The sequence below is a fragment of the Vreelandella hamiltonii genome, assembly GCF_014651795.1.
GTDB lineage: Bacteria > Pseudomonadota > Gammaproteobacteria > Pseudomonadales > Halomonadaceae > Vreelandella > Vreelandella hamiltonii.
Window position 1 is genome coordinate 36,628 of sequence record NZ_BMXO01000009.1, and the last position, 23,642, is coordinate 60,269.

The window sequence follows — 23,642 nt, forward strand, 5'->3', positions numbered from 1 at the left end:
GACCCCGCAAGGAGGCCCCGCCAATGAGCCATGATCTACACGAGTCGCTGCGCGATAATGTCCGTATCCTGGGTGACAGTCTTGGGCGTACCATCGCCGATGATCTGGGCCAGTCGTTCGTCGACAAGATTGAAACCATTCGTGCCCATGCCAAGCGGGGTCGCCAGGGCGACACCCTTCAACAGCGGCAGTTGATCGAGTATCTGCGCCAGCTTCCCGAGCGCGACCTGCTGCCGGTCACCCGTGCCTTCAACCAGTTCCTGAACCTCGCCAACATCGCCGAGCAGCATTACCGCGCCCGGTTTCGTCGCGTGGAGGATTACAAGCCAGGCACCCAGCCGGTGCTGGGCGAACTGCTCAGTCGCGCCCAGCAGGCGGGCAACTCCCCCCGCAAACTGGTCGAAACCCTGGCCAACATGCGCGTGGAGCTGGTGCTCACTGCCCACCCCACCGAAGTCATTCGCCGCACCCTGATTCAGAAGTATGACGCCATCGACGAGTGCCTGACCGCCATTGAAAGCTCCGAGGATTACCCTGAGCGTGGCGCCCGCGCTCAGGGGCGGCTGGAAGAGCTGATCAGCCAGGCCTGGCACACCGACGAGATTCGTCACGAACGTCCCACCCCGGTGGATGAGGCCAAGTGGGGCTTTGCGGTCATCGAGAACTCCCTGTGGCAGGCGGTGCCCGATTTTCACCGCGACCTGGATAGCCTGTTGCTGGAAACGGCAGGCGAGCGCCTGCCGCTGGATGCGGCGCCCATTCGCTACGCCTCGTGGATGGGTGGCGATCGCGACGGCAACCCCAATGTCACGGCGAAGGTGACCCAGGAAGTCCTGCTGCTGGGGCGCTGGATGGCGGCAGACCTCTATCTGCGCGATCTGGAGCAGTTGAAGACCGAGCTTTCCATGTGGAAGGCCAACAGCGCCTTGAAGGCCGAAGTGGGCGATGTCGCCGAGCCTTACCGGGAGCTGCTCAAGCGTCTGTTGACGAAGATGGAAGCTACCCGTGACTGGGCCAAGGCACAGCTGGAGGGGCGCAACTACGATGGCGGGCCCATCATCGAAACCCGTGATCAGCTGTATGCGCCGCTGCTGGCCTGCTATCGCTCGCTGTGCGATGTGGGGCTGGACACCATCGCCAACGGCGCGCTGCTGGATACGCTGCGACGGGTCGCCGTGTTCGGCGTTACCCTGACCAAGCTGGATCTGCGCCAGGAAGCGGGCCGCCATGCCCAGGTCATGGAAGAACTCACCAGTGCCCTGGGCCTTGGTCATTATCAGGAGTGGAGCGAGCCCCAGCGTCAGGAGTTCCTGCTTTCCGAGCTGGCCTCGCGCCGTCCATTGATCCCGCGCCGCTGGGAGTGTTCCGCCGAATCAAGAGAAGTACTGGATACGTTCAAGGTGATTGCCCAGGAGCATGCCGAAGCGCTGGGTACCTATATCATCTCCATGGCAGGCGAGCCTTCCGATGTACTGACCGTGGCGCTACTCATGAAAGAGGTGGGCGGCCAAGTGACGCTGCCCATCGCGCCGCTGTTCGAGACGCTCAACGACCTGGACCACGCCGGTGCTGTCATCGATCAGCTGCTGTCGCTGCCGGGTTACCGAGCGCTCACTCAGGACCGTCAGGAAGTCATGATCGGTTACTCCGACTCTGCCAAGGATGCCGGGCAACTGGCGGCGGCCTGGGCGCAGTACCGCGCCCAGGAAGCGCTGGTCAACGTGTGCGAGAAGCACGGCGTGGATTTGACGCTGTTCCATGGCCGAGGCGGTACGGTAGGCCGTGGTGGCGGCCCGGCCCATGCGGCGATTCTCTCTCAGCCGCCGGGGTCGGTGAACGGCAGCCTGCGGGTAACCGAGCAGGGAGAGATGATTCGCTTCAAGTTCGGCCAGCCGGACATTGCGCTGCGCTCCATGGAGATCTACGCCTGCGCGGTGCTGGAAGCCACGCTGCTCCCGCCGCCTGCACCACAACCGCACTGGCGCGAAGAGATGGACCAGCTGGCCAAGGTTGCCCACGCGGCTTACGTGGGCGTGGTGCGTGAAGACCCGGATTTCGTCCCCTATTTCCGCGCGGTGACGCCCGAGGGCGCGCTGGGCAGGCTGCCCTTGGGTTCGCGGCCCGCCAAGCGTCGCCAGGATGGCGGCGTGGAAACGCTGCGGGCGATCCCCTGGATCTTTGCCTGGACGCAGATTCGCCTGATGCTGCCCGCCTGGCTGGGCAGCGGTGAGGCCTTTGCCCGACGCCTTGAGGAGCCGGGCGGCCTGGAAGTGCTGCAGGAGATGCGCACGCAGTGGCCATTCTTTGGCACCTATCTGGACATGCTGGAGATGTTGCTGGCCAAGGCCGATGTGGCCATTGCGGCTTATTACGAGCATCGCCTGGTCGACGAGCCTGCGCTGAAGGCGTTGGGCAAGCAGCTGCGAGAACGCTTTGCGCGGCTGGAGCTGGTGGTGCTGGACATTCTTCAGCAGGAGCGGCTGCTGGAGAATACGCCGCTGATCCGTCAGGCCATCGATGTTCGCAACCCTTACATCGACCCGCTCCACGGCCTGCAAGCCGAGCTGCTGCAGCGTAACCGGGATGCTGACGGCGCCATCAGCGCCGATCTCTCACGGGCGCTGATGGTCACCATGGCAGGCATCGCTGCCGGGCTGCGCAATACCGGCTAGTCGCACCGTGGGCCAGCGCCGTCACTCCTCGGGTGGCGGCGCTTTTGTTTATGTTGGGCTGCTGTTTTCGTTGAGCTTTTATCGACGCACTCCAGGGGAGGTGCACCATGCACGCAGATGCTCAGGCCGTGATGGTCTTCTGGTTTCAAACCTTAGCGCCTGCCCTCGCCACGCCGGAAGAAGTCGCCTTCCTCCAGCAGCCGGGCTCCTTTTTTTAACCCAATGGGATGACGTAGCGCTTTATGCCGTTAAGAACCTCTACCCGTATCAACAAGTACATCAGTGAAAGCGGCCTGTGCTCCCGCCGCGAAGCCGACCGCTTCGTGGAGCAGGGCAATGTCTATATCAACGGTCGCCGGGCCACCACGGGGGATCAGGTGGTGGCGGGAGATCGGGTCAAGGTGAACGGCCAGGAGATCGAACCGCAGGAAGAAGAAGACCTGGTATTGATCGCGCTGAACAAGCCGGTGGGCATCGTCAGCACCACGGAGTCTGCCGAGAAGGACAACATCGTCGAGTTCGTCAAGCACGGCACGCGTATCTTTCCCATCGGACGGCTGGACAAGGACTCCCAGGGCCTGATCTTTCTCACCAACAATGGCGATCTGGTCAACAAGATTCTGCGCGCCAACAATCATCACGAGAAAGAGTACGTGGTGACGGTGGATAAGCCGATCACCGATGAGTTCATTGCCGGTATGCAGGGCGGGGTGCCCATTCTTGGCCAGGTGACCAAAAAGTGTCGCGTGGTCAAGGAGTCTACTTTCGTCTTCAATATTACGCTGGTGCAGGGGCTGAATCGTCAAATTCGCCGTATGTGCGAATACTTCGGTTACGAAGTGACGCAACTGGTGCGTACACGCATCATGAACGTCTCCCTGAAAGGCCTGGCGCTGGGCGACTGGCGCGATCTGACGCCCCGTGAGATCGAGACCATCATTGCCCTGACCGAAACCTCGCAAGCCGCACCGGAGAAGAAAAAAAGCGACAGGCCTGACTACAGCGGCAACAGACATGGCGCGAAAGGTAAACCACCGGCAGCGAAAAAGGCCTCACCAGGTGCCCGTTCGGGTGGCAAGAGCCGTCAGGACTCCAAGGGAAAAGTAGCCGCGTCGGGTAAGCCAGGCGCCAAAGCAAAGCCAACGGGAAAACCGGCTGCCAAAGGCAAGGGCAGGCCCGGCAGTAAACCCGGTGGCAAGCCGGGCGCGGGCAAGAGTGCCATCAAGGGTGGTCGACCTGGCGGGGGCAGAACAGCCGCCGGTAAGCCGTCTTCCCGGCGCAAATAGTCAGCCAGGGCCCATCATGAACTCATGGATGCTTTTCGGGCTGGCGCTCTATGCAGCGGCCAGCGTCGTGACTTATGCCACCTATGCATGGGACAAGCGGGCGGCGATCAAGAAGCGCCAGCGGGTGAGCGAAAAAACGCTGCACTGGCTGGCGCTGTTAGGGGGTTGGCCAGGCGCGTGGTGCGCTCAGCAGCAGCTGCGCCACAAGACCCAGAAAACCGCTTTTCGGCGAGTATTCTGGGTCACGGTGGTGCTCAACCTGGCCTGTCTGGCGGCTGTTCTGGCGCTTACGCAACCTTGGCCGAGTTGAACAGGAAGTTGGCGATCAGTTCCTTGCCGCCTTCGGTGGCAAACGACTCCGGGTGAAACTGAATGCCGTGGATGGGGTAGTCGCGGTGCTTCACGCCCATCAGCTCGAACTCGCCTGCGGCCTGCCAGGCGCTGCGCTCGGCAAAATGCTCGGCGGTCAGCGCGCCGACCGTGGCGGTCACTTCCAGGCACTCGGGTAGGGTGGTGGCGTCGGCAATCAAGGAGTGGTAGCGCATCACTTCCAATTGGTCGGGGACGCCCTGAAACACCGAGCGGTCATCGTGGTGAATGGGGCTGATCTTGCCATGCATGGGCAGCGGTGCCTTGACCACCTTGCCACCAAAGACATGCACGATTCCCTGCATGCCCAGGCACACTCCCAGCAGTGGCGTCGTCTTGCCGAGTTTTTCGATGACCTCGGCACACACCCCGAAGTAGCGCGGGTCGTCCGGCGAGCCCGGCCCCGGCGAAATGATGATGCGGTCCGGGGCCATGGCCTCGATGGCCTTGAAGTCGATATGGTTGTTCCGCTTCACCACGATCTCGAAATGCGGCAGCTCCCCGCGATTCTTTTCGGCAGTGAGAATTTCACCGATGAACTGGTAGAGGTTGTAGGTGAACGAGTCGTAGTTGTCGATGATCAGCACCTTCATGCGGGGCTCTCCGTTTCCGTGCTCATAAAGGGGGCTAGCGCCTTGCGGGTACCGGCAAACTTGCGACGAATCTCCTCGTACTCATCCTCGGCATTGCTGTCATAGACGTTGCCGCCGCAGGTTTGCACGTAGGCGCGTTCACCGTTGACGAACACCGTACGAATGGGAATGGCGAAGGTGCAGTCGCCATTGAAGGAAAACTGACCCACTGCGCCGCCATAGGGGCCGCGACCGTCGGTTTCCAGGTCGTCGATGATCTTCATGGCCTCGATCTTGGGAGCGCCGGTCAGCGTTCCGGCAGGGAAGTTGCTGGCCAGGGCGGAGAACATGTCTTCGCCTTCGGCGATGATGCCGACGATCTCGCTGGAGATGTGCTGTACATGGCTGAACCGCTTGATGTCCATCAGGCTGCGTACCTTCACCGTTCCAAACTGGGCCACGCGGCCGATGTCGTTGCGGTGCAGGTCCACGATCATGTTGTGCTCGGCGATCTCTTTCGGGTCGTTGAGCAGTGCGCGGGCCAGCTGCGTGTCTTCCTGGGGGGTCTGGCCACGGAGCGTGGTGCCCGCCAGCGGGAAGGTTTCCATTTCACCCTGGCGCAGGCGAAACAGCAGTTCGGGGCTGGCGCCGATCAGCTTCTGTTCACCGAATTTGACGTAATACATCTGCGGTGAGGGGTTGATGGTGCGCAGCTGGTCATAGAGCGCCAGGGTATCGCCCTGGATGCGAAAGCGCTTCTTGAATCCCACTTCACACTGGAACACCTTGCCGTCGATGATGTCCTGCTTCACTTTGGCCACGGCTTCGGCGTGCTGGGCCTTGCTCATGGTGTCGCCCAGTGCGGTAATGCTGAGCGCCCCGGCAGGCTCGTCTGCTGCTTCGATCAGTGTCTGCAGAAAATCATAGCGGCTGTTGTCGTAGTAGAAGTAGGTGACTTCCCCGGTCATCTTGTCGAGGATCAAGCCATCCTTGTAAAGCCCGAAGCGGAACGTATCGAAGTCGTCGCTGGCTTTCAGCGTCAGCGAAGGCTCGAAGTACTGCATGGCGTCGTAGCCCAGATAGCCGCTGAGGCCGCCGGCGTACTTGCGGGAAATGATGTTCTGCGGAATCAGGCTGCGCAGCAGCTCGTAGGGGTTCTCGCTGGTGTACTGCTCGGCCTGACCGTCGCGGTTTTCGATGGTCAGCGTGTGGCCATTGGCGTACAGCGTATATTCGGGATCGAAGCCAATGATCGAGTGGCGTGCCATGTGGCTATCTTCGCCCAGCGACTCCAGCATGTAGCAGGTGTCGAAGCGGCGCTCGATTTTCTGAAACAGGGCGAAGAAGTCGCAGTCTGCCGCCAGCGTCACGTAGTGCGGTTTACGAGGCAGTGTAAACGGCGTTGGGCCAGTGGTGTTGGCCTGAGTGTGAGTGCTCATAAAGGGTCGTTCCGTGATGAAGATGACTGATTCAGTGCGCGAGAGCCCCTGGATACCGTGGCAATACCGACCCCGAGGGTGTCGGCAATCTTGCGGTGGGGCACCCCTTCGTTGAGCAGCTTGAAAATCTGCAGGCGCTTGCTGATTTCCTGGTACTCCGCTGGTGTCAGCAGGCTGGCCAGCGCAGCGTCCATGGCCTCGGGGGTCTCGATGGCCACCAGATGGCGTACCAGCTCAGTCTGATAATGTGACGGAGAGAGGGTCATGAGTGAGTCACCAGCGGTCGATGTAATCCGTGTTAATGTACTAGTACGCTAGTACATTAACACGGATGAACGCCGGGTCAAGAGACATCTCGGCTGGCAGCATCGAAAACTGGGATTAAAACGGCAGGTGTAGCGAAGCGCTGAGCATATTGAGGTGGCTGAGCGTGGGTGCATCGATACGTTCGTACTCGAAACGGCTGATCAACCGGTTGATGGTCATGGTGGCGCCGAAGCCTTGCAGTAGCGCCGTGCCGCCATCATCGGCCTGGGGCTGGTACGCTTCACCACGCCACTCGGTGAAGCCGGACTTGGCATAAATGCTGATGGCGCCCATGCGCACGCCTGCCACCAGGGCGCCACCCAGGCTCAGGGTGTCCATGAGCAGCGGGTTCACCTGGGAAGTAATGGGGACTTCTTCACTTTCGCGATAGGCGATCTCGGCACCGATATCCAGCCGGGGCAGCCGTTCGGGGCTGAAGCCCGCGGTCAGCCGAAAGCCGGTGGTGTTGGTGTCCAGGCTGCTCAGGTCGCTGCCTTCCAGCACCACGCCGTTATCCAGCCGAATCCACTCACCGTCGGGGGCCGCATAGGCAAGCAGTGCCGTATCGTCATTTGCCAGGGCAGTGGCGAAGGGCGCGGCGCTCACCAGCGTCAGGAACAGGGTGCTTGCCAGGCGGTTCATTGGCGTTCCTCTTGTCCTTGATCGTGACCTTGTCGTTATGCGTGATTGTCGCCATTTATCGAGCCAACCGTTACAGGTTAGCAACGGGCGCTGATTTCCACCACGTTAATTGCCTGTTGAGCGAGATTTTCCAGCAGGTGCTTGCCCATGGTCAGGAAGCGCTCGCCAAATACCCACTGGGGCGAGACGACCGCAGGCTGGGCGGTCTGCTCCTTTTGGCGTTGACGCTGGCGCCAGGCCAGGGCGGTCTGGCTCCAATCCTCGTGGTGTTGCAAGGTGAAGCCTTGCCGTTGCAGCAGGGTAGTCAGTGCTTCCAGGCTGAGCAGGTGTGAATGTTCGGGCCCTTCCGCCCAGGGCACGGGGTAGCGCAGCGCCGCCTGGTTCGGGCCGCCTACCACTTCGTGCATCACCAGCTGCCCGCCGGGGCGCAGCACTCGGCGGCACTGGGCCAGTACGCTTTCCGGGTCAGGCATGTTCATCAGGCTGTGTTGAAACACCACCGCATCGAAGCTCGCGTCGGTAAACGGCAGAGCGCTGGCATTTCCCGTCACCCAGCGCAATTTTCCGCCCATGGGGGTGGGGGTGAGTTGGCTGATGGCCCGGTTGAGCGCGCTGAAGCGGTGGGTGATATCCAGCCCGGTCATGTGCAGGCCCATGGCCGCGCCCTGGCGCATCAGCCCGCCCAGCCCGGCACCGATGTCCAGCACCTGGCTGTGCGGCTCGATCAGGGCCAACAGCCTGGCCGAGGCGGCCAGGCCACCGATATGCAGTTGGTCCAGTGGCGCGAGCTGGTGCAGCGTCGGACCCTCAGGATAATGGCTGCGCAACTGCTGGAGGATCTCCTGGTCGCGCAGCCCCTGATCGTAATGATGCGCCAGGGGCTTTGCCATGGCGGCTACTTCTGCTCGTCCAGGCCCAGCTCTTCTATCGAGATTTCGCGCATCTTGAATTTCTGGATCTTGCCGGTGACGGTCATGGGGAACGCATCCACGAACTTGAAGTAGCGTGGGATCTTGAAGTGGGTGATCTTGCCCTTGCAGTATTCGCGCAGGTCTTCACCGGTGATCTCGCCCGCGGTGGCGTTGAGCTTCACCCAGGCGATCAGCTCTTCGCCATACTTCTTGTCGGGCACGCCGGTGACCTGGACTTCGGAAATGGCCGGGTGGGCGTACAGAAACTCTTCGATCTCTTTCGGGTAGACGTTTTCACCGCCGCGAATCACCATGTCCTTGATACGCCCCACGATCTGGATGTAGCCCTGGTCATCCATGGTGGCCAGGTCGCCGGTGTGCATCCAGCCTGCCTCGTCGATGGCTTCGGCGGTGGCTTTGTCGTTGTTCCAGTACTTGAGCATCACGCTATATCCACGGGTGCACAGCTCGCCGATTTCACCACGGGGCAGAATGCCGCCATTGCCGGGGTCGACGATCTTGCTTTCCAGGTGGGGTTGTGTGCGGCCCACGGTGGAAACGCGCTTGTCGATGGTGTCGTTGGCGCCGGTCTGTGTCGACACCGGGCTGGTCTCGGTCATGCCGTAGGCAATCTGCACGCCCTTCATGTTCATCTTGTCGATGACCTGCTTCATGATTTCGGCAGGGCAGATGGAGCCAGCCATGATCCCGGTACGCAGCGAGGAAAAGTCGGTCGACGCAAAGTCGGGGTGTTCGAGCTCGGCAATGAACATGGTGGGTACACCGTAGAGGGCGGTGGCTTTCTGCTCATGGACGGCTTTCAGGACTTTACCGGGGTCGAAGCCTTCGTCCGGGTAGATCATGGCGGCCCCATGGGTCATGCAGCCCAGGTTGCCCATGACCATGCCGAAGCAGTGGTAGAGCGGCACGGGGATCACCAGCCGGTCGGCGCTGGTAAAGCCCATGCTCTCTGCCACGAAAAAGCCGTTGTTGAGAATGTTGTGGTGGGAGAGCGTGGCCCCCTTGGGAAACCCCGTGGTGCCGGAGGTGTATTGAATGTTGATCGGGTCGTCGAACTGCAGGGTGGCCTGCAGGTCGTCCACTTCGGTCTGGCTGACGGTGTCGGCCTGGCCAATGAAGTCGGCCCAGCGCCACATGCCGCTGTGCTTCTCGTCGCTGAGGTTGATGATGCACTGCAGCTGCGGCAGCTTATGGGCGTTCAGCGCCCCTTCGGCGCAGTGGTTCAGCTCGGGGGCCAGCTCGTACAGCATGGCGGTGTAGTTGGAGCTCTTGAACTGGTGGGCGGTGATCAAAAAGCGTGCACCGGATTGGTTGAGCGCGTACTCCAGCTCGTGGGTCCGGTAAGAGGGGTTGATGTTGACCAGAATGGCACCGATCTTGGCGGTGGCAAACTGGCTCAGCGTCCACTCGCTGCAGTTGGGTGCCCAGATGCCGACCCGGTCGCCTTTCTTGACCCCCATGGCAAGCAGGGCCCGAGCGCAGCGATTCACCTCCCGCTGCAGTTCTCGGTAGCTCCAGTGAATGTTCTGGTGCAGTGCGATCAACGCGTCGTTGTCTGGGTATTGGGCGGCAATCTGGTCGAATTTGTCGCCAATGGTCATGCCCAGCAAGGGTTTGTCGGCGGTGCTGCTGGTGTAGCTGGGCAGGGCGCTGGAAAGCGGTGCAGATGATGCCATGGTGAGTCTCTCCGAAATCTTTTTGTTGTCTGAACGGGAAGTGAAGCGTTTTTAATTATTAGGGCCGGGCCGTACTAGCCGGGAGTGCGCTGTGTGCACCCTCTGGCCAGCGCCACTTTGGCGCTGGGCTGGCGGCCCAACTGCCGCGTGATCCAGTCGCCGGTGTCGATCACCGCTTGCAGGTCGATGCCGGTCTCGATGCCGAGTCCTTGCAGCAGGTACAGCACGTCTTCCATGGCCACGTTGCCGGAGGCGCCCTTTGCATAGGGGCAGCCACCGAGGCCTGCCGTGGCGGCGTCGATGACGCTGACGCCCTCTTCCAGCACGGCGTACAGGTTGGCGATGGCCATGCCGTAAGTGTCATGGAAGTGCGCGGCTAGGCGTTCGATGGGCACGTGTTGAGCGGTGGCTGCGATCATGCGCTTGGCGGCCAGCGGCGTGCCGGTACCGATGGTGTCCCCGAGGGAAATCTCGTAACAGCCCATGTCGTAGAGCGCTTTCGCCACCTCGGCGACTTTCTGCGGGGCGATGTCCCCTTCGTAGGGGCACCCCAGCACGCAGGAGACGTAGCCACGCACTCGCACGCCTGCCTCGTTGGCCCGCGCGAGCACTGGCTCAAAGCGTGCCAGCGACTCGGTGATCGAGCAGTTGATGTTCTTCTGCGAGAACGCTTCCGAGGCGGCGCCAAACACGGCGACCTCCTCGACGCCCACGTCCAGAGCGCCTTCCAGCCCCTTCAGGTTTGGCGTGAGGGCGGAATACACCACGCCGGGCTGGCGCTTGAGGCCGCGCATCACCTCGGCGGCATCGCCCATCTGCGGTACCCACTTGGGAGAAACGAAGCTGGCGGCTTCGATATGCCGCAGGCCGGCCGCTGCCAGGCGCTCGATCAGCGCGATCTTGGTGGCAGTGGGCACCAGGGTGCCCGGTTCGTTCTGCAGCCCGTCGCGAGGGGCCATTTCAAACAGCTTGATAGCCGTAGGCAGTGCCATGGAGAAGCTCCTATTCGCTGGGGGCAAAGTCGAGCAGCACGTCACCCTGGCTGACCGTGTCGCCTGCCTGGAAGTGGAACGTGGCCACGCTGCCGTGGGTCGGTGCCGTCATGGTGTGCTCCATTTTCATGGCCTCCATGACCATCAAGGGCATGCCTTTTTCTACCGTGGTGCCGGGTTCGACCAGCAGCGCCACGACGGTGCCGTGCATGGGGGCGGTAAGGGTCGCCTCGGTTTCCTGATGGCCGTGGTCGATGGCGTCGATACGCTGCCAGAGCAGGCGGGTTTCACCGCTGGGCTCGGCCATCACGACGACATTGCCATCCCGGTAGGCCTGCAGGCGACGGCGATGGCCGTCGAGGGTCACCGCCACCGCATCGCCTGCCAGCGGTTGCAGGCTGGCGCTGAGCGTGTGCTCGCCGACGGTCAGCTGCCACTGGGCGTCCAGGCTCGTGCGTTTGCCCTCCACCACGACCAGGCTGTCACTCTCCGGGCCTTGCGCCGCGCTGGGGTCGCACAGCGTGATGCGGATGGTATGCGGGGCATTGAGCCGGAAGCCGTCGTGGCGGTCCCAGGGCGAGTCGCTTTCGCACTCCTGAGCCAGCTGGTGCAGCCCGATCAGCGCAGCGCTGGCATAGTCCTGCGTGGTATAGCGGCGTGGCGCGAATAGCGTCGCTTCGTTGCGTTCGATGAAGCGCGTGTCCAGCTCGACGTTCTTGAAGCCGGGGTGATTGGCCAGCCGCTGCAGGAAGGCGCGGTTGGTCACCACCCCCTGCACATCCAGCGCGGCCAGCGCCCGGTTCAAGGTAGCCAGCGCGGCGTCGCGGTCGACACCGTGCACGATCAGCTTGGCCAGCATGGGGTCGTAGTGCATCGACACGCGATCGCCGCTCTCCACGCCGCTGTCCAGGCGCACCTGGTCGGCGGCCAGGCCCGCGCCTTCGGTGTCCAGTTCGAAGCGGGACAGCAGGCCGGTGGCAGGCAAGAAGTCCTGCTCCGGGTCCTCGGCGTAGAGCCTCGCCTCGAAGCTGTGACCGGTGATGGTCAGCTCGTCCTGACGACAGGGCAGCGGCTCGCCCATGGCGACTCTCAATTGCCACTCCACCAGATCCTGGCCGGTGATCATCTCGGTGACGGGGTGCTCCACCTGCAGGCGGGTGTTCATCTCCATGAAGTAGAACGAGCCATCGGCGTCCAGAAGGAACTCCACCGTGCCCGCGCCCACGTAGCCGATCTCCTTGGCAGCGCGAACGGCGGCGTCGCCCATGGCAGAGCGCAGCTCGGGCGTCATGCCGGGGGCGGGGGCTTCTTCGATGACTTTCTGGTGGCGACGCTGCACGCTGCAGTCGCGCTCGAAGAGGTACACGCCTTGGCCGTAGCGGTCACAAAAGACCTGTACCTCTACATGGCGGGGCTGCACCAGATACTTTTCGATCAGCATGCGGTCGTCGCCAAAGGCGGCTTTCGATTCCCGGCGGCAGCCGTCCAGCGCCGCCTTGAAGCCTTCACCGCTTTCGACCGCGCGCATGCCCTTGCCGCCGCCGCCTGCGCTGGCTTTCAGCATCACCGGGTAGCCGATCTTGTCGGCTTCGGCGCGCAGCAGGGCGTCATCCTGATCGTCGCCGTGGTAGCCCGGTACCAGCGGCACCCCCGCGTTGGCCATGCGTGCCTTGGCCGCCGATTTGTCGCCCATGGCGGCAATGGCGGAAGCGGGCGGGCCAACGAAGGTAATACCGGCCTGTTCCAGCGCTTTGACGAAAGTGCCGTTTTCGGACAGAAAGCCGTAACCGGGGTGAATGGCGCCGGTGCCGGTGCGTTGGGCGGCGTCGATCACTGCCTCGATGTTCAGGTAGCTTTCCCGGGCGGCCGCCGGGCCAAGACGCACGGCCTCGTCGGCTTCCCGCACATGGCGGGCGGTGGCATCGGCATCCGAGTAGACCGCCACGGTTTTCAGCCCCAGACGGCGGGCGGTGCGCATCACGCGGCAGGCAATTTCACCCCGGTTGGCTACCAGCAGGGTATCGAAGGGGGTCGGGGTAGGCGTCATGAGCGTGGCTCCGCGGCGTGTTGGTGTTCTTCGGGGGATGTCCAGGCGGGGCGGCGCTTGTCGAAAAAGCTGGCCAGGCCCTCCTGGCCTTCTTCACTGACCCGCAGCTGGGCGATGACCTGGCAGGTGTGCTCGCGGGTGGCATCCGAATCCGGGGCCTGGGCCACGCTGGCCAGCAGGGCTTTGGTTGCCCGCTGCGCCTGAGGAGAGCCCTTGGCCAGGGTGTCGATCATGGTATCGATGGCGTGATCCAGCGCATCGTGTTCGACTACCTGGTGGGCGAGCCCCAGCTGCAGCGCGGTAGGGGCATCCATGATTTCGGCGCTCAGCGCGTAGCGGCGCATCTGCCGTTGGCCAAGGGCGCGCTGGACGTAAGGGCTGATCACGGCCGGTGACAGGCCGATATTGACCTCCGACAGGCAAAACCGAGCCTTCTCGGAAGCGATGACGATGTCGCAGCAGGCGGCAAGCCCGACCGCGCCACCGAACGCGGCGCCCTGAACGCGGCACAGGGTGGGGCAGGGCAGCGTGTCCAGGCCGTGCATCAGCGCCGCCAGCTTGCGTGAATCGGCCAGGTTGTCGGCCAGGTCGTAATCGACCATGCGCTTCATCCAGTTCAGGTCCGCACCGGCCGAAAAGCTCTTGCCCTCGGAGCCGAGGACCACTACGCGCACGTCGCCTGCGCTGGCCAGATCGTGCAGGCTCTCCAGATGACCGTTCAGTTCGGCGATCAAGCGATCGTCAAAGGCGTTGTGCACCTCTGGACGGTTCAAGGTCAGCCGGGCGACACCCGATTCGATAACCAGGGTTGAGTAAGCCATGTGATGCCCCTTACATCCGGAACACGCCGAAGCGCGTCTCTTTGATTTCTGCGTTCATGGCGGCGGCCAACGAGAGACCCAGCACGTCGCGGGTTTGCAGCGGGTCGATGACTCCGTCATCCCACAGGCGCGCGCTGGCGTAGTAGGGGTGGCCCTGGTGCTCGTACTGGTCGCGGGTGGGCTGTTTGAAGGCCTCTTCGTCTGCCTTGCTCCATTCCCGGCCTTCACGTTCGTACTGCTCGCGCTTCACCTGGGAAAGTACGCCTGCTGCCTGCTCGCCGCCCATCACGGAAATACGCGCATTGGGCCACATGAACAGCAGATTGGGGTCGTAGGCTCGGCCACACATGCCGTAGTTGCCAGCACCGAAGCTGCCGCCAATCAGCACGGTGTACTTCGGTACGTTGGCGCAGGCTACGGCGGTGACCAGCTTGGCGCCGTGCTTGGCGATGCCTTCGTGCTCGTATTTGGAGCCCACCATGAAGCCGGTGATGTTCTGCAGGAAGACCAGCGGAATCTTGCGCTGGGCACACAGTTCGATGAAGTGCGCGCCTTTCACGGCGCTTTCCGAAAACAGCACGCCGTTGTTGGCGACGATACCCACCGGGTAGCCGTGGATATGCGCAAAGCCGGTCACCAGGGTGTCGCCGTAGTAGCGCTTGAACTCATCGAAATCAGAGCCATCGACGATACGGCCGATCACTTCGCGCACATCGTAAGGTTTTTTCAGATCGGTGCCGACGATGCCGTACAGCTCTGCGGGGTCGAGTCTTGGCGGCCTGGGGGGTTGCATGGCGAGCTGGCCACGCTTTTGCCAGTTGAGCCGGGACACGCAGGCCCGTGCCAGCTGCAGCGCATGGGCGTCGTTTTCGGCGTAGTGGTCGGCCACGCCGCTGATGCGGGTATGCACATCGGCGCCGCCCAGGTCTTCGGCGCTGATGTTTTCCCCGGTCGCTGCTTTGACCAGCGGTGGGCCGCCCAAAAAGATCGTTCCCTGCTCCTTGACGATGATGGACTCGTCCGCCATGGCGGGCACATAAGCACCGCCTGCGGTGCAGGAGCCCATGACCACCGCGATTTGCGGGATACCCTCGGCAGAGAGCGTGGCCTGGTTGTAGAAAATGCGGCCGAAGTGGTCGCGGTCGGGGAAGACCTCGTCCTGGCGGGGCAGGAAAGCCCCGCCGGAATCGACCAGGTAGATGCATGGCAGGCGGTGCTTGCGAGCCACTTCCTGGGCGCGCAGGTGCTTTTTCACCGTCAGCGGGAAGTAGGTGCCGCCCTTGACCGTGGCATCGTTGGCCACGATCACGCACTCCACCCCCGATACCCGGCCAATCCCGGTGACCACCCCGGCGGCGGGCACATCGCTGTCGTAAACGTGATGGGCTGCCAGCGCAGAAAATTCCAGAAACGGCGAGCCTTCATCGATCAAGTGGTCGATACGGTCACGTACGAACAGCTTGCCACGGCTTTCGTGGCGGCTGCGGGCGTTGGCGCCGCCGCCCTGGGCGATGGCCGCGGTCAGCTCACGCAGCTTGTTCACCTCCCCCAGCATGGCGGCCTCGTTGGCCTGAAACACATCGCTGCGCGGGTTGATCTGTGTCGATAGTGTGCTCATGGCGCAAACCTTCCTGAGTCGATTAATGGCTTTCGGTGAAGAGTTCGCGACCAATCAGCATGCGGCGAATTTCGCTGGTACCGGCGCCAATTTCGTAGAGCTTCGCATCGCGCAGCAGGCGGCCGGTGGGGTATTCGTTGATATAGCCATTGCCGCCCAGCAGTTGAATGGCGTCCAGCGCGACCTGGGTGGCCTTTTCAGCACAATACAGAATCACCCCGGCGGCATCCTTGCGCGAGGTCTGGCCCCGGTCGCAGGCGCTGGCCACGGCATACAGGTAAGCGCGGCAAGCATTCAGCGTGGTGTACATGTCGGCCACTTTGCCCTGTACCAGCTGGAACTCGCCGATGGATTGGTTGAACTGCTTGCGCTCGTGGATATAGGGAATGACCACGTCCATGGCGGCCTGCATGATGCCGATGGGGCCGGCGGCCAGCACGGTGCGCTCGTAATCCAGCCCGCTCATCAATACCCGCACGCCCTTGCCTACCTCGCCCAGCACGTTCTCGGCGGGCACACGGCAGTCCTGAAACACCAGCTCGCAGGTGTTGGAGCCGCGCATGCCCAACTTGTCGAGCTTCTGGGCGGTGGTGAAGCCGGGCATGCCTTTCTCGATGATGAACGCGGTGATGCCCTTGGAGCCTGCTTCCGGGTCGGTCTTGGCGTAGACCACCAGCACGTCGGCATCGGGGCCGTTGGTGATCCACATCTTGTTGCCGTTGAGCACGTAGTGGTCGCCATCTTCCTTGGCGCGCAGCTGCATCGACACCACATCGGAACCGGCACCCGGCTCCGACATGGCCAGCGCGCCCACGTGCTCACCGCTGATCAGTTTGGGCAGGTATTTGGCTTTCTGCTCGGCGGAGGCGTTGATCTTCAATTGGTTGACGCACAGGTTGGAATGCGCGCCATAGGAGAGGGCCACCGACGCACTGGCACGGGAGATCTCTTCCATGGCAATGCAGTGCGCCAGATAGCCCATGCCGCTACCGCCATCCTCTTCCGGGACGGTAATGCCCAGCAGCCCCATGTCACCAAACTTCTGCCACAGGTCGTTGGGGAACTCGTTGTTACGGTCGATCTCGGCGGCTCTGGGCGCGATTTCGCTGGCGGCAAACGCATTGACCTGTTCGCGTAGCATGTTCAGCTCATCGTCGAGGCCAAAATTCAGTTCTGTGTAGTGGGAAAACATGCTCAATCACCTTGTCGTCGTTGCTTATTGATTGTTAATTGTTAATGGGCCGTGTCTGCTGGCGGTATTCGAGCGGCTTAATTGGAAGTGGTCGGGTGCTTCTCGTTCAACTCTTCCAGCGCCTGGCGGCAGCGGATTTCGGCACTCTCCAACTCCAGTTGCACCATGGTGATGTCTTTCATCTGCTGCTCCAGCGCGGCCCTGCGTTCGCCGATCTTGCTGAGCATCAGGTGCAACTGCTTTTCGCTACCGCTGCGGGTTTCGTCCCACAGCTCGAACAGTTCGCGAATCTCGGCCAGTGAAAAGCCCAGCCGTTTGCCGCGCAGGGTCAGCTTCAGGCGTACGCGGTCCTTACTGCTGTAAATGCGTGTTTGCCCACGGCGAGAAGGGTGCAGCAGCTCCTGATCTTCATAAAAACGGATGCTGCGCGTGGTGACATCGAACTCGCTGGCCAACTCGCTGATCGTGTAGGTTTTGCTCATGATCGTTATTCTCGTCGATAGGGGGATGTCCCTATGGAACACTGACCATGAGGCTAAAACAAGTTTACGTTAACGTAAAGTAGTGAGTGGCTATCGTTGGCAAGCGTTTAAAATTTGCAAGCTATTGAAATTTAGCGATTTCAGCGTTTTCAAGCGCTGTGCTATCGTGGTGCATAGACCAAAGTTGTAATTGTAATACCCGGTGCTGGGTTGCTAGTTTGCACCTACAGCTTACGTTCAGGTAAGGATGCGTTGTCGGTTACTCCGCCGCGCTTCCCACTCAACAAGAACAACAAGAGGCGTCCTACCTCATGCGTGCAGATGAAGTGACCCAGAGGCCAGTGCTCGAAACGCGAGGGCTGACCAAAGAATTTCGCGGCTTTACGGCCGTGGATAACGTCAACCTACAAGTGCAGGAAGGGCATATCCACGCCCTGATCGGCCCCAACGGTGCTGGCAAAACCACGGTGTTCAACCTGCTCACCAAGTTCCTCCCTCCAACGCGCGGTGAGATTCTCTACCGTGGCCAGCCGATTACCAGCAAGAAATCCAATGACATTGCCCAGTTGGGCCTGGTGCGCTCGTTTCAGATTTCGGCGGTGTTTGCGCACATGACGGCGCTGGAAAACGTACGCGTTGCGCTGCAGCGCCAGTTGGGCACGTCGTTTCATTTCTGGAAGTCCGAAAAAACGCTGGATCACCTCAATGATCGTGCGCTGGCCTTGCTGGATGAAGTGGGGCTGCGCGAGTATGCCGATACATTGACGGTTGAAATGCCCTATGGCCGCAAGCGCGCCCTGGAGGTAGCGACCACTCTGGCGCTGGACCCCAGCATGATGCTGCTGGACGAGCCCACCCAGGGCATGGGTGCCGAAGACGTGGATCGCATCGTGGCGTTGATCAAGCGCGTTTCCCAGGGGCGTACCGTGCTGATGGTGGAGCACAACCTGAGCGTGGTCAGCCGCTTGTGTGACCGCGTTACGGTATTGGCCCGAGGTGCGGTATTGGCGGAAGGCGACTACGACAGCGTTTCCCGCAACCCGCTGGTACGTGAAGCCTATATGGGCAGCGAAGCTGCCAGTGAGGAGGCCGCCGTATGAAGACCGCAGAAGCCCTCGAACATCCGGCCGCAGAGACCCAAAGCCTGGAAATGCTCCGCGTGCAGGACCTGCATGCCTTCTATGGCGAGTCGCATATCCTTCATGGGGTCAATTTCAACGTCAAGCGGGGCGAGCTGGTGACACTGCTGGGTCGCAACGGTGCAGGGCGTAGCACCACGCTAAAGTCCATCATGAACATGGTGGGGCGCCGCACCGGCTCCATCGTCATCAATGGCAGCGAAACCCTGCGCATGAAGCCTCACCATATTCCTCGTCTGGGTATTGGCTACTGCCCTGAAGAGCGCGGCATCTTCGCCAGCCTGGACGTGCACGAAAACCTGCTGCTGCCGCCCACGGTGCGCTCCGGTGGAATGAGCCTGGATGAGATCTATGCCATGTTCCCCAACCTGTACGAGCGGCGCAAGAGTCAGGGAACCCGACTCTCTGGCGGTGAACAACAGATGCTGGCCATGGCGCGCATTCTGCGCACCGGTGCGCGGCTGCTGCTGCTCGATGAAATTACCGAAGGCCTGGCCCCGGTCATCGTGCAGAAGCTGGGCGAAGTGCTGGTGCAGCTGAAAGAGCGGGGCATGACCATCGTACTGGTCGAGCAGAACTTCCGTTTTGCCGCGCCGCTGGCCGACCGCCATTTCGTCATGGATCACGGCCAGATCGTCGAAGAGATCACGGCGGCGCAGCTGCCTTCGCGCCGCGAGCATTTGAACAGCATGCTGGGGGTATAGACACCGCACACAACATATCCTTTAACCGCACTACTCAGGCTCCACTCGAACACCACTATTGAATGTCCGCATTACAACAGCGTCCGCATCACAACAACAAAGGCCCCCAGGGCCAGGAGACGAACATGATCTTTACCAGAAAAACGTTGGCCGCCAGCATTGCCGTGGCCGCCACTGCCAGCATGATGGCCTCTGCCGCCCAGGCCGAGATCAGCGACGGCGAAGTGCGCATTGGCTATCTGGCCGATATGTCGGGCACCTACCGAGATCTGGCGGGTCCGGGTGGTCAAACGGCCATGGAGATGGCTGTGGCCGACTTTGGTGGCAGCGTCAACGGTGCCCCCATCGTGATTTTCAGCGCCGACGACCGCAATAGCGCGGACGTTGGCGCCAATACCGTGCGCGAGTGGATCGATCAGCGCAACGTGGACATGGTGGGCGGTCTGGTGGCCTCGTCGGTAACCATCGCCGTGACCCGCGTGCTGGAAGAGAACAACGGCTTGGGAATCGTGTCCGGGTCCGCGGCTTCCAGTATCACCAACGAACACTGCACCCCCAATCACATTCACTGGGTCTACGACACTTACCCGCTGGCCAATGGTACGGCGCGTGCCGTAGTGGAGCAGGGGGGCGATACCTGGTTCATGCTGACCGCTGATTACGCCTTTGGTCACGCTCTGGAAGGCGACGTGACTCGTGTGGTGGCCGTCAATGGCGGTGAAGTGGTGGGCGGTGTCCGTCACCCGTTCCCCACCAGCGACTTCTCCTCCTACATTCTTCAGGCCCAGGGGTCCGGTGCCAAGATCGTGGGTCTGGCGAATGCCGGGGCAGACACCGTGAACGCCATCACAACGGCGAGCCAGTTCGGCCTGACCCAAAGCGGCCAGCAACTGGCGGGCCTGCTGATCTTCCTCAACGACGTGCACGCGCTGGGCCTGGAAGCCACCCAAGGGCTGCTGCTGACTACTGGCTGGTACTGGGACATGGACGACGAGTCGCGTGAGTGGTCCGAGCGCTATTACGAGCAGGTGGGTCGCATGCCGACCATGGTTCAGGCCGGTATCTACTCCAGCACCATGCATTACCTCAAGGCCGTAGAAGCGGCAGGCACCGATGACCCGGAGACCGTGCGTGCGCAAATGGCCGAGATGCCGGTAGAGGACTTCTTTGCCCGCAATGGCCGTATTCGTGAAGATGGCCGCATGATTCACGACATGTACCTGGCCCAGGTGAAAACGCCGGAAGAGTCGACCGGTGAGTGGGACTTGTACGAGATCCTCAGCACCATTCCCGCCGAAGAAGCCTATCGCCCGCTCTCTGAAAGCCAGTGTTCGCTGGTGAACAACTGATCGGCACGTCACGCTGAACAGCACCAGGCGGGCAGCCCCCGCCTGGTGACAAGGAGAATCACACCATGACGATGATATTCGGCGTGCCATTGGCCGTCTTCATGGGCCAGCTAACGCTTGGGCTTGTGAATGGAGCCTTTTATGCGCTGCTTAGCTTGGGCCTGGCGGTTATCTTCGGGCTACTGAAGATCGTCAACTTTGCCCATGGGGCGCAGTACATGCTGGGTGCCTTTGCGGCGCTGCTGGGCTTTCGCTATCTGGGCATCAATTACTGGTTGGCGCTGGTGCTGGTGCCCGTAGTGGTAGGCGGTTTCGGCATGCTGATGGAGCGTTTTCTGCTACGTCGCATTGCCCACCTGGACCACCTGTACGGGTTGCTGCTGACGTTCGGGTTGGCGCTGATTTTTGAAGGCACTCTGGTGAACTTCTTTGGGGTTTCCGGGGCGCGTTATGCCACTCCGGAGGTGCTGCAGGGTGGGCTCAATCTCGGCTTCATGTTCCTGCCCACCTACCGTGCCTGGGTGCTGGTGGCGGCGCTGGCCATGTGTCTGTTCACCTGGTTCATGATCGAGCGTACGCGGCTGGGTGCCTACCTGCGGGCAGGTACCGAAAACTCGCAATTGATGCAGGCGTTTGGCGTCAACGTACCGCTGTTGATCACCTTGACCTACGGGTTTGGCGTGGGCCTGGCGGCCTTTGCCGGGGTGTTGGCTGCACCGCTTTACCCTGTCTCACCTACCATGGGCTCCAATCTTTTGATCGTGGTGTTTGCGGTGGTGGTCATTGGCGGCATGGGGTCGATTCTGGGGGCTATCGTGACGGGATTGGGCATGGGAATCATCGAAGGGCTGACCAAGGTGTATTACCCGGAAGCCTCCAATACGGTCATTTTTCTGGTCATGATCCTGGTGCTCATGTTACGCCCCGCTGGGCTGTTCGGTAAGGAGGCTTAACCATGGCAACGCCGCATACTTCATCAGCCGTCGCGCTGCCCTCCGCCGTGCAGGAGCGCCAGCGTCGGGCCAGGCTGCGCCGCAACATGTTCTATCTGGCACTCATCGTCGTGGGGTTGTTGGCACCCTTTGTCGCTTACCCTGTGTTCTTGATGAAAATCCTCTGCTTTGCCCTGTTTGCTTGCGCCTTCAATCTACTGCTGGGGTATGCCGGGCTGCTCTCGTTTGGCCACGCGGCCTTTCTGGCGACGGGGGGCTACGTGACCGGGTATCTGCTGGCCAGCTATCCGGGCCTGACCCCGGAGCTGGGCATATTGGCAGGGACCCTGACCGCCACCCTAGTCGGCGCGGGCTTCGGGCTGCTGGCCATTCGCCGCCAGGGGATCTACTTCGCCATGGTCACGCTGGCGCTGGCCCAGCTGGTGTACTTCGTGTTCGTGCAGGCCCCCTTTACCGGGGGAGAAGATGGCCTGCATGGCGTGCCACGGGGGCATTTGTTCGGCTTCATCAGCCTGCGTAACAACCTGAGCATGTACTACTTCGTGTTTGCCGTGTTCCTGTTGGGCTTTGCCCTGGTGCAGCGCACCGTACACTCCCCTTATGGGCAGGTGCTCAAGGCCATCCGCGAGAATGAGCCCCGGGCGATTTCGCTGGGTTACAACGTCGATGCCTATAAGCTGCTGGCGTTCGTCCTGTCGGCGGCGCTGGCCGGGCTGGCCGGAGCGACCAAGACCGTGGTGTTCCAGCTGGCGTCGCTCACCGATGCTCACTGGCACATGTCCGGCGAGGTGATCCTGATGACCCTGCTGGGCGGCGTGGGCACTCTGCTCGGGCCGGTGATGGGGGCGGGTCTGGTGGTCAGCCTACAGCATGTTCTGGCCCAATCGCCGCTGGGCAACTGGGTCAACGTCATCCTGGGTATCATCTTCGTGGTGTGTGTTCTCAGCTTCCGCAGCGGTATCGTGGGCGAGTTGGCAAAGATATACCGTAAGAATTTCAAGTAGCGCCCGGAAAGGGCCGGGAAACTGCGTCTGTCTGTGGATTTGGGTGCCTTCGTGGCACCCTTTTTTGTGGGTGCGGGCGCTGGCCTCTGGTGCGTGGACCTTTGGCGAGGGGAGCGTTGTCTTTCTACGCCAAAGGTCGTGGGGGATTCGGTTGCGCAAATCCGCCTAAAAATATAAGTTAACGTAAACGTCAACGTGACCGATAACGATAATATTCGGCGAAGTTTCTGACTGAGTTCAGGGGCTCGCCGCAGCGGAGACCGCCATGAATTTTGAGCTGAGTGAAGACCAGGTTGCCTTTGCCGATATGGCGCGGGGGTTTGCCCAGAACGAGCTGGAGCCCCACGCCGCCAAATGGGATGCCGAGGCTTTTTTCCCGGTGGACGTGATTCGCAAGGCAGGCGAACTGGGGTTCTGCTCCCTGTATGCCCCGGAGCGTGTGGGCGGGCTGGGGCTTTCGCGGCTGGATGCCAGCATTATTTTCGAGCAGCTCTCCATGGGCTGTACCTCCACTACGGCATACCTCACCATCCACAATATGGTGACCTGGATGCTGGCGGATTTCGGCACGCCAGAAGCTGTGGAGCAGTGGGGCGAGCGATTGGCGACCGGTGAGCTGCTGGGCTCCTACTGCCTGACCGAGCCCAACGCGGGCTCCGACGCCGCATCGCTCAAGACCACCGCCCGGCGCGACGGTGAGCACTACGTGCTGAATGGCAGCAAGATGTTCATTTCCGGGGCAGGCAGCACCGATTTTCTGGTGGTGATGGCCCGCACCGGCGGCGAAGGGGCGGGCGGTGTGTCTGCCTTTGCCGTGGATGCCCAGAGTGACGGGATCAGCTACGGCCGCAAGGAAGACAAGATGGGCTGGAATAGCCAGCCCACCCGGATGATTACCTTCGAAGACGTGCGTGTGCCTGCCAGCCACCTGCTGGGTAAGGAGGGCGACGGCTTCAAGATCGCCATGAAGGGGCTGGACGGTGGACGCATCAATATTGCCACCTGCTCGATCGGCACCGCCCAGCAAGCGCTCAACAAAGCCCGTGAATACCTGCTGGAGCGCAAGCAGTTCGGCAAGCGACTGGCCGATTTCCAGGCCCTGCAGTTCCGTTTGGCCGACATGGTGACCGAGCTGGTGGCTGCCCGCCAACTGGTGCGCATGGCCGCGGCCAAGCTGGACGCTGGCCACCCGGATGCCACGGCCTACTGCGCCATGGCCAAGCGGTTTGCCACGGATGTAGGGTTCAAGGTGTGCGATGAAGCCTTGCAGCTTTACGGTGGCAATGGCTACATCAAGGAGTACCCCATGGAGCGCTACGTGCGTGACACCCGCGTGCACCGCATTCTGGAAGGCACCAACGAGATCATGCGGCTGATCATATCCCGACGCGTGCTGGCCGATGGCGCCGCCGAACTGTAGCCTTGGCACCCGAGCAGATAAGGAAGA

General features: G+C 61.7%; 21 protein-coding genes. 9 read left to right on the plus strand and 12 right to left on the minus strand.

The features are described from left to right. Nucleotides 1-23 precede the first annotated feature (23 nt). The 3 genes from ppc to IE061_RS10430 all read left to right on the plus strand — a co-directional run bounded on the left by ppc (nucleotide 24) and on the right by IE061_RS10430 (nucleotide 4,268). Entirely contained in the window at nucleotides 24-2,672 is a 2,649-nt protein-coding gene (gene ppc, locus IE061_RS10420; RefSeq protein ID WP_081137151.1) for a phosphoenolpyruvate carboxylase, read from the plus strand. Nucleotides 2,673-2,914: 242 nt separating this feature from the next. After that, nucleotides 2,915-3,958 carry a 23S rRNA pseudouridine(2604) synthase RluF gene (gene rluF, locus IE061_RS10425; protein ID WP_189462856.1) on the plus strand — a complete coding sequence of 348 codons (1,044 nt, stop codon included), beginning with the start codon at nucleotides 2,915-2,917 and terminating at the stop codon, nucleotides 3,956-3,958. A 16-nt stretch (nucleotides 3,959-3,974) separates the two neighbouring features. Further along, nucleotides 3,975-4,268 (plus strand): DUF1294 domain-containing protein, encoded by a 294-nt coding sequence (locus IE061_RS10430; RefSeq protein WP_229800729.1) that lies wholly within the window; start codon nucleotides 3,975-3,977, stop codon nucleotides 4,266-4,268. Here the strand turns inward: IE061_RS10430 and IE061_RS10435 are convergent. From IE061_RS10435 to IE061_RS10490, 12 genes are all read right to left on the minus strand, one after another. Further along, nucleotides 4,246-4,920 (minus strand): anthranilate synthase component II, encoded by a 675-nt coding sequence (locus tag IE061_RS10435; protein ID WP_193461567.1) that lies wholly within the window; start codon nucleotides 4,918-4,920, stop codon nucleotides 4,246-4,248. The genes IE061_RS10430 and IE061_RS10435 overlap by 23 nt on opposite strands. Next, nucleotides 4,917-6,338 (minus strand): anthranilate synthase component I family protein, encoded by a 1,422-nt coding sequence (locus tag IE061_RS10440; protein ID WP_081194062.1) that lies wholly within the window; start codon nucleotides 6,336-6,338, stop codon nucleotides 4,917-4,919. Before IE061_RS10440 ends, IE061_RS10435 begins: the two co-directional genes overlap by 4 nt. Next, entirely contained in the window at nucleotides 6,335-6,604 is a 270-nt protein-coding gene (locus IE061_RS10445) for a Trp family transcriptional regulator (RefSeq protein ID WP_039177138.1), read from the minus strand. Before IE061_RS10445 ends, IE061_RS10440 begins: the two co-directional genes overlap by 4 nt. Nucleotides 6,605-6,719: 115 nt before the next feature. After that, nucleotides 6,720-7,286, minus strand: coding sequence for a hypothetical protein (locus tag IE061_RS10450; RefSeq protein ID WP_193461568.1), 567 nt, complete (start codon nucleotides 7,284-7,286; stop codon nucleotides 6,720-6,722). Nucleotides 7,287-7,363: 77 nt separating this feature from the next. Then, nucleotides 7,364-8,176 carry a class I SAM-dependent methyltransferase gene (locus IE061_RS10455; protein ID WP_193461569.1) on the minus strand — a complete coding sequence of 271 codons (813 nt, stop codon included), beginning with the start codon at nucleotides 8,174-8,176 and terminating at the stop codon, nucleotides 7,364-7,366. Nucleotides 8,177-8,181: 5 nt separating this feature from the next. Then, nucleotides 8,182-9,894, minus strand: a complete 1,713-nt coding sequence (locus tag IE061_RS10460; RefSeq protein WP_039177131.1) for an AMP-binding protein — start codon at nucleotides 9,892-9,894, stop codon at nucleotides 8,182-8,184. 74 nt (nucleotides 9,895-9,968) lie between these two features. Next, nucleotides 9,969-10,886 (minus strand): hydroxymethylglutaryl-CoA lyase, encoded by a 918-nt coding sequence (locus tag IE061_RS10465; RefSeq protein ID WP_193461570.1) that lies wholly within the window; start codon nucleotides 10,884-10,886, stop codon nucleotides 9,969-9,971. A gap of 10 nt (nucleotides 10,887-10,896) precedes the next feature. Continuing rightward, nucleotides 10,897-12,933, minus strand: coding sequence for an acetyl/propionyl/methylcrotonyl-CoA carboxylase subunit alpha (locus IE061_RS10470; protein ID WP_193461571.1), 2,037 nt, complete (start codon nucleotides 12,931-12,933; stop codon nucleotides 10,897-10,899). After that, on the minus strand, nucleotides 12,930-13,754 hold the full coding sequence (locus IE061_RS10475; protein WP_096923123.1) for an enoyl-CoA hydratase/isomerase family protein: 825 nt from the start codon (nucleotides 13,752-13,754) through the stop codon (nucleotides 12,930-12,932). Before IE061_RS10475 ends, IE061_RS10470 begins: the two co-directional genes overlap by 4 nt. Nucleotides 13,755-13,764: 10 nt before the next feature. Then, nucleotides 13,765-15,372 carry a carboxyl transferase domain-containing protein gene (locus tag IE061_RS10480; protein WP_081194057.1) on the minus strand — a complete coding sequence of 536 codons (1,608 nt, stop codon included), beginning with the start codon at nucleotides 15,370-15,372 and terminating at the stop codon, nucleotides 13,765-13,767. A 22-nt stretch (nucleotides 15,373-15,394) separates the two neighbouring features. Beyond that, nucleotides 15,395-16,564, minus strand: a complete 1,170-nt coding sequence (locus IE061_RS10485; protein WP_081194056.1) for an isovaleryl-CoA dehydrogenase — start codon at nucleotides 16,562-16,564, stop codon at nucleotides 15,395-15,397. A gap of 77 nt (nucleotides 16,565-16,641) precedes the next feature. After that, complete coding sequence (locus IE061_RS10490) at nucleotides 16,642-17,046, minus strand: MerR family transcriptional regulator (RefSeq protein ID WP_193461572.1); 405 nt, start codon at nucleotides 17,044-17,046, stop codon at nucleotides 16,642-16,644. A 311-nt stretch (nucleotides 17,047-17,357) separates the two neighbouring features. On the opposite strand from IE061_RS10490, the gene IE061_RS10495 reads away from it, so the two are divergent. The 6 genes from IE061_RS10495 to IE061_RS10520 all read left to right on the plus strand — a co-directional run bounded on the left by IE061_RS10495 (nucleotide 17,358) and on the right by IE061_RS10520 (nucleotide 23,615). Further along, nucleotides 17,358-18,146, plus strand: a complete 789-nt coding sequence (locus IE061_RS10495) for an ABC transporter ATP-binding protein (RefSeq protein ID WP_193461573.1) — start codon at nucleotides 17,358-17,360, stop codon at nucleotides 18,144-18,146. Continuing rightward, on the plus strand, nucleotides 18,143-18,889 hold the full coding sequence (locus IE061_RS10500; protein ID WP_016913615.1) for an ABC transporter ATP-binding protein: 747 nt from the start codon (nucleotides 18,143-18,145) through the stop codon (nucleotides 18,887-18,889). The genes IE061_RS10495 and IE061_RS10500 overlap by 4 nt, the downstream gene beginning before the upstream one ends. A gap of 125 nt (nucleotides 18,890-19,014) precedes the next feature. Further along, nucleotides 19,015-20,238, plus strand: coding sequence for an ABC transporter substrate-binding protein (locus tag IE061_RS10505; RefSeq protein WP_193461574.1), 1,224 nt, complete (start codon nucleotides 19,015-19,017; stop codon nucleotides 20,236-20,238). Between the two features lie 65 nt (nucleotides 20,239-20,303). Then, nucleotides 20,304-21,191 carry a branched-chain amino acid ABC transporter permease gene (locus IE061_RS10510; protein WP_081137171.1) on the plus strand — a complete coding sequence of 296 codons (888 nt, stop codon included), beginning with the start codon at nucleotides 20,304-20,306 and terminating at the stop codon, nucleotides 21,189-21,191. A gap of 2 nt (nucleotides 21,192-21,193) precedes the next feature. Then, nucleotides 21,194-22,195, plus strand: a complete 1,002-nt coding sequence (locus IE061_RS10515) for a branched-chain amino acid ABC transporter permease (RefSeq protein WP_193461575.1) — start codon at nucleotides 21,194-21,196, stop codon at nucleotides 22,193-22,195. Nucleotides 22,196-22,460: 265 nt separating this feature from the next. Further along, complete coding sequence (locus IE061_RS10520) at nucleotides 22,461-23,615, plus strand: acyl-CoA dehydrogenase family protein (RefSeq protein WP_039177097.1); 1,155 nt, start codon at nucleotides 22,461-22,463, stop codon at nucleotides 23,613-23,615. The last annotated feature ends 27 nt before the right edge of the window (nucleotides 23,616-23,642 follow it).

Bases quoted from the DNA above. Each gene is read 5' to 3' on its own strand.
- IE061_RS10515 (WP_193461575.1), top strand. From the start codon at position 21,194: ATGGCAACGCCGCATACTTCATCAGCCGTCGCGCTGCCCTCCGCCGTG.
- IE061_RS10460 (WP_039177131.1), bottom strand. From the start codon at position 9,894: ATGGCATCATCTGCACCGCTTTCCAGCGCCCTGCCCAGCTACACCAGC.
- IE061_RS10490 (WP_193461572.1), bottom strand. From the start codon at position 17,046: ATGAGCAAAACCTACACGATCAGCGAGTTGGCCAGCGAGTTCGATGTC.
- IE061_RS10485 (WP_081194056.1), bottom strand. From the start codon at position 16,564: ATGTTTTCCCACTACACAGAACTGAATTTTGGCCTCGACGATGAGCTG.
- IE061_RS10470 (WP_193461571.1), bottom strand. From the start codon at position 12,933: ATGACGCCTACCCCGACCCCCTTCGATACCCTGCTGGTAGCCAACCGG.
- IE061_RS10465 (WP_193461570.1), bottom strand. From the start codon at position 10,886: ATGGCACTGCCTACGGCTATCAAGCTGTTTGAAATGGCCCCTCGCGAC.
- IE061_RS10505 (WP_193461574.1), top strand. From the start codon at position 19,015: ATGATCTTTACCAGAAAAACGTTGGCCGCCAGCATTGCCGTGGCCGCC.
- IE061_RS10455 (WP_193461569.1), bottom strand. From the start codon at position 8,176: ATGGCAAAGCCCCTGGCGCATCATTACGATCAGGGGCTGCGCGACCAG.
- ppc (WP_081137151.1), top strand. From the start codon at position 24: ATGAGCCATGATCTACACGAGTCGCTGCGCGATAATGTCCGTATCCTG.
- IE061_RS10495 (WP_193461573.1), top strand. From the start codon at position 17,358: ATGCGTGCAGATGAAGTGACCCAGAGGCCAGTGCTCGAAACGCGAGGG.
- IE061_RS10520 (WP_039177097.1), top strand. From the start codon at position 22,461: ATGAATTTTGAGCTGAGTGAAGACCAGGTTGCCTTTGCCGATATGGCG.
- IE061_RS10450 (WP_193461568.1), bottom strand. From the start codon at position 7,286: ATGAACCGCCTGGCAAGCACCCTGTTCCTGACGCTGGTGAGCGCCGCG.
- IE061_RS10500 (WP_016913615.1), top strand. From the start codon at position 18,143: ATGAAGACCGCAGAAGCCCTCGAACATCCGGCCGCAGAGACCCAAAGC.
- IE061_RS10445 (WP_039177138.1), bottom strand. From the start codon at position 6,604: ATGACCCTCTCTCCGTCACATTATCAGACTGAGCTGGTACGCCATCTG.
- IE061_RS10480 (WP_081194057.1), bottom strand. From the start codon at position 15,372: ATGAGCACACTATCGACACAGATCAACCCGCGCAGCGATGTGTTTCAG.
- IE061_RS10435 (WP_193461567.1), bottom strand. From the start codon at position 4,920: ATGAAGGTGCTGATCATCGACAACTACGACTCGTTCACCTACAACCTC.
- IE061_RS10430 (WP_229800729.1), top strand. From the start codon at position 3,975: ATGAACTCATGGATGCTTTTCGGGCTGGCGCTCTATGCAGCGGCCAGC.
- rluF (WP_189462856.1), top strand. From the start codon at position 2,915: ATGCCGTTAAGAACCTCTACCCGTATCAACAAGTACATCAGTGAAAGC.
- IE061_RS10510 (WP_081137171.1), top strand. From the start codon at position 20,304: ATGACGATGATATTCGGCGTGCCATTGGCCGTCTTCATGGGCCAGCTA.
- IE061_RS10475 (WP_096923123.1), bottom strand. From the start codon at position 13,754: ATGGCTTACTCAACCCTGGTTATCGAATCGGGTGTCGCCCGGCTGACC.
- IE061_RS10440 (WP_081194062.1), bottom strand. From the start codon at position 6,338: ATGAGCACTCACACTCAGGCCAACACCACTGGCCCAACGCCGTTTACA.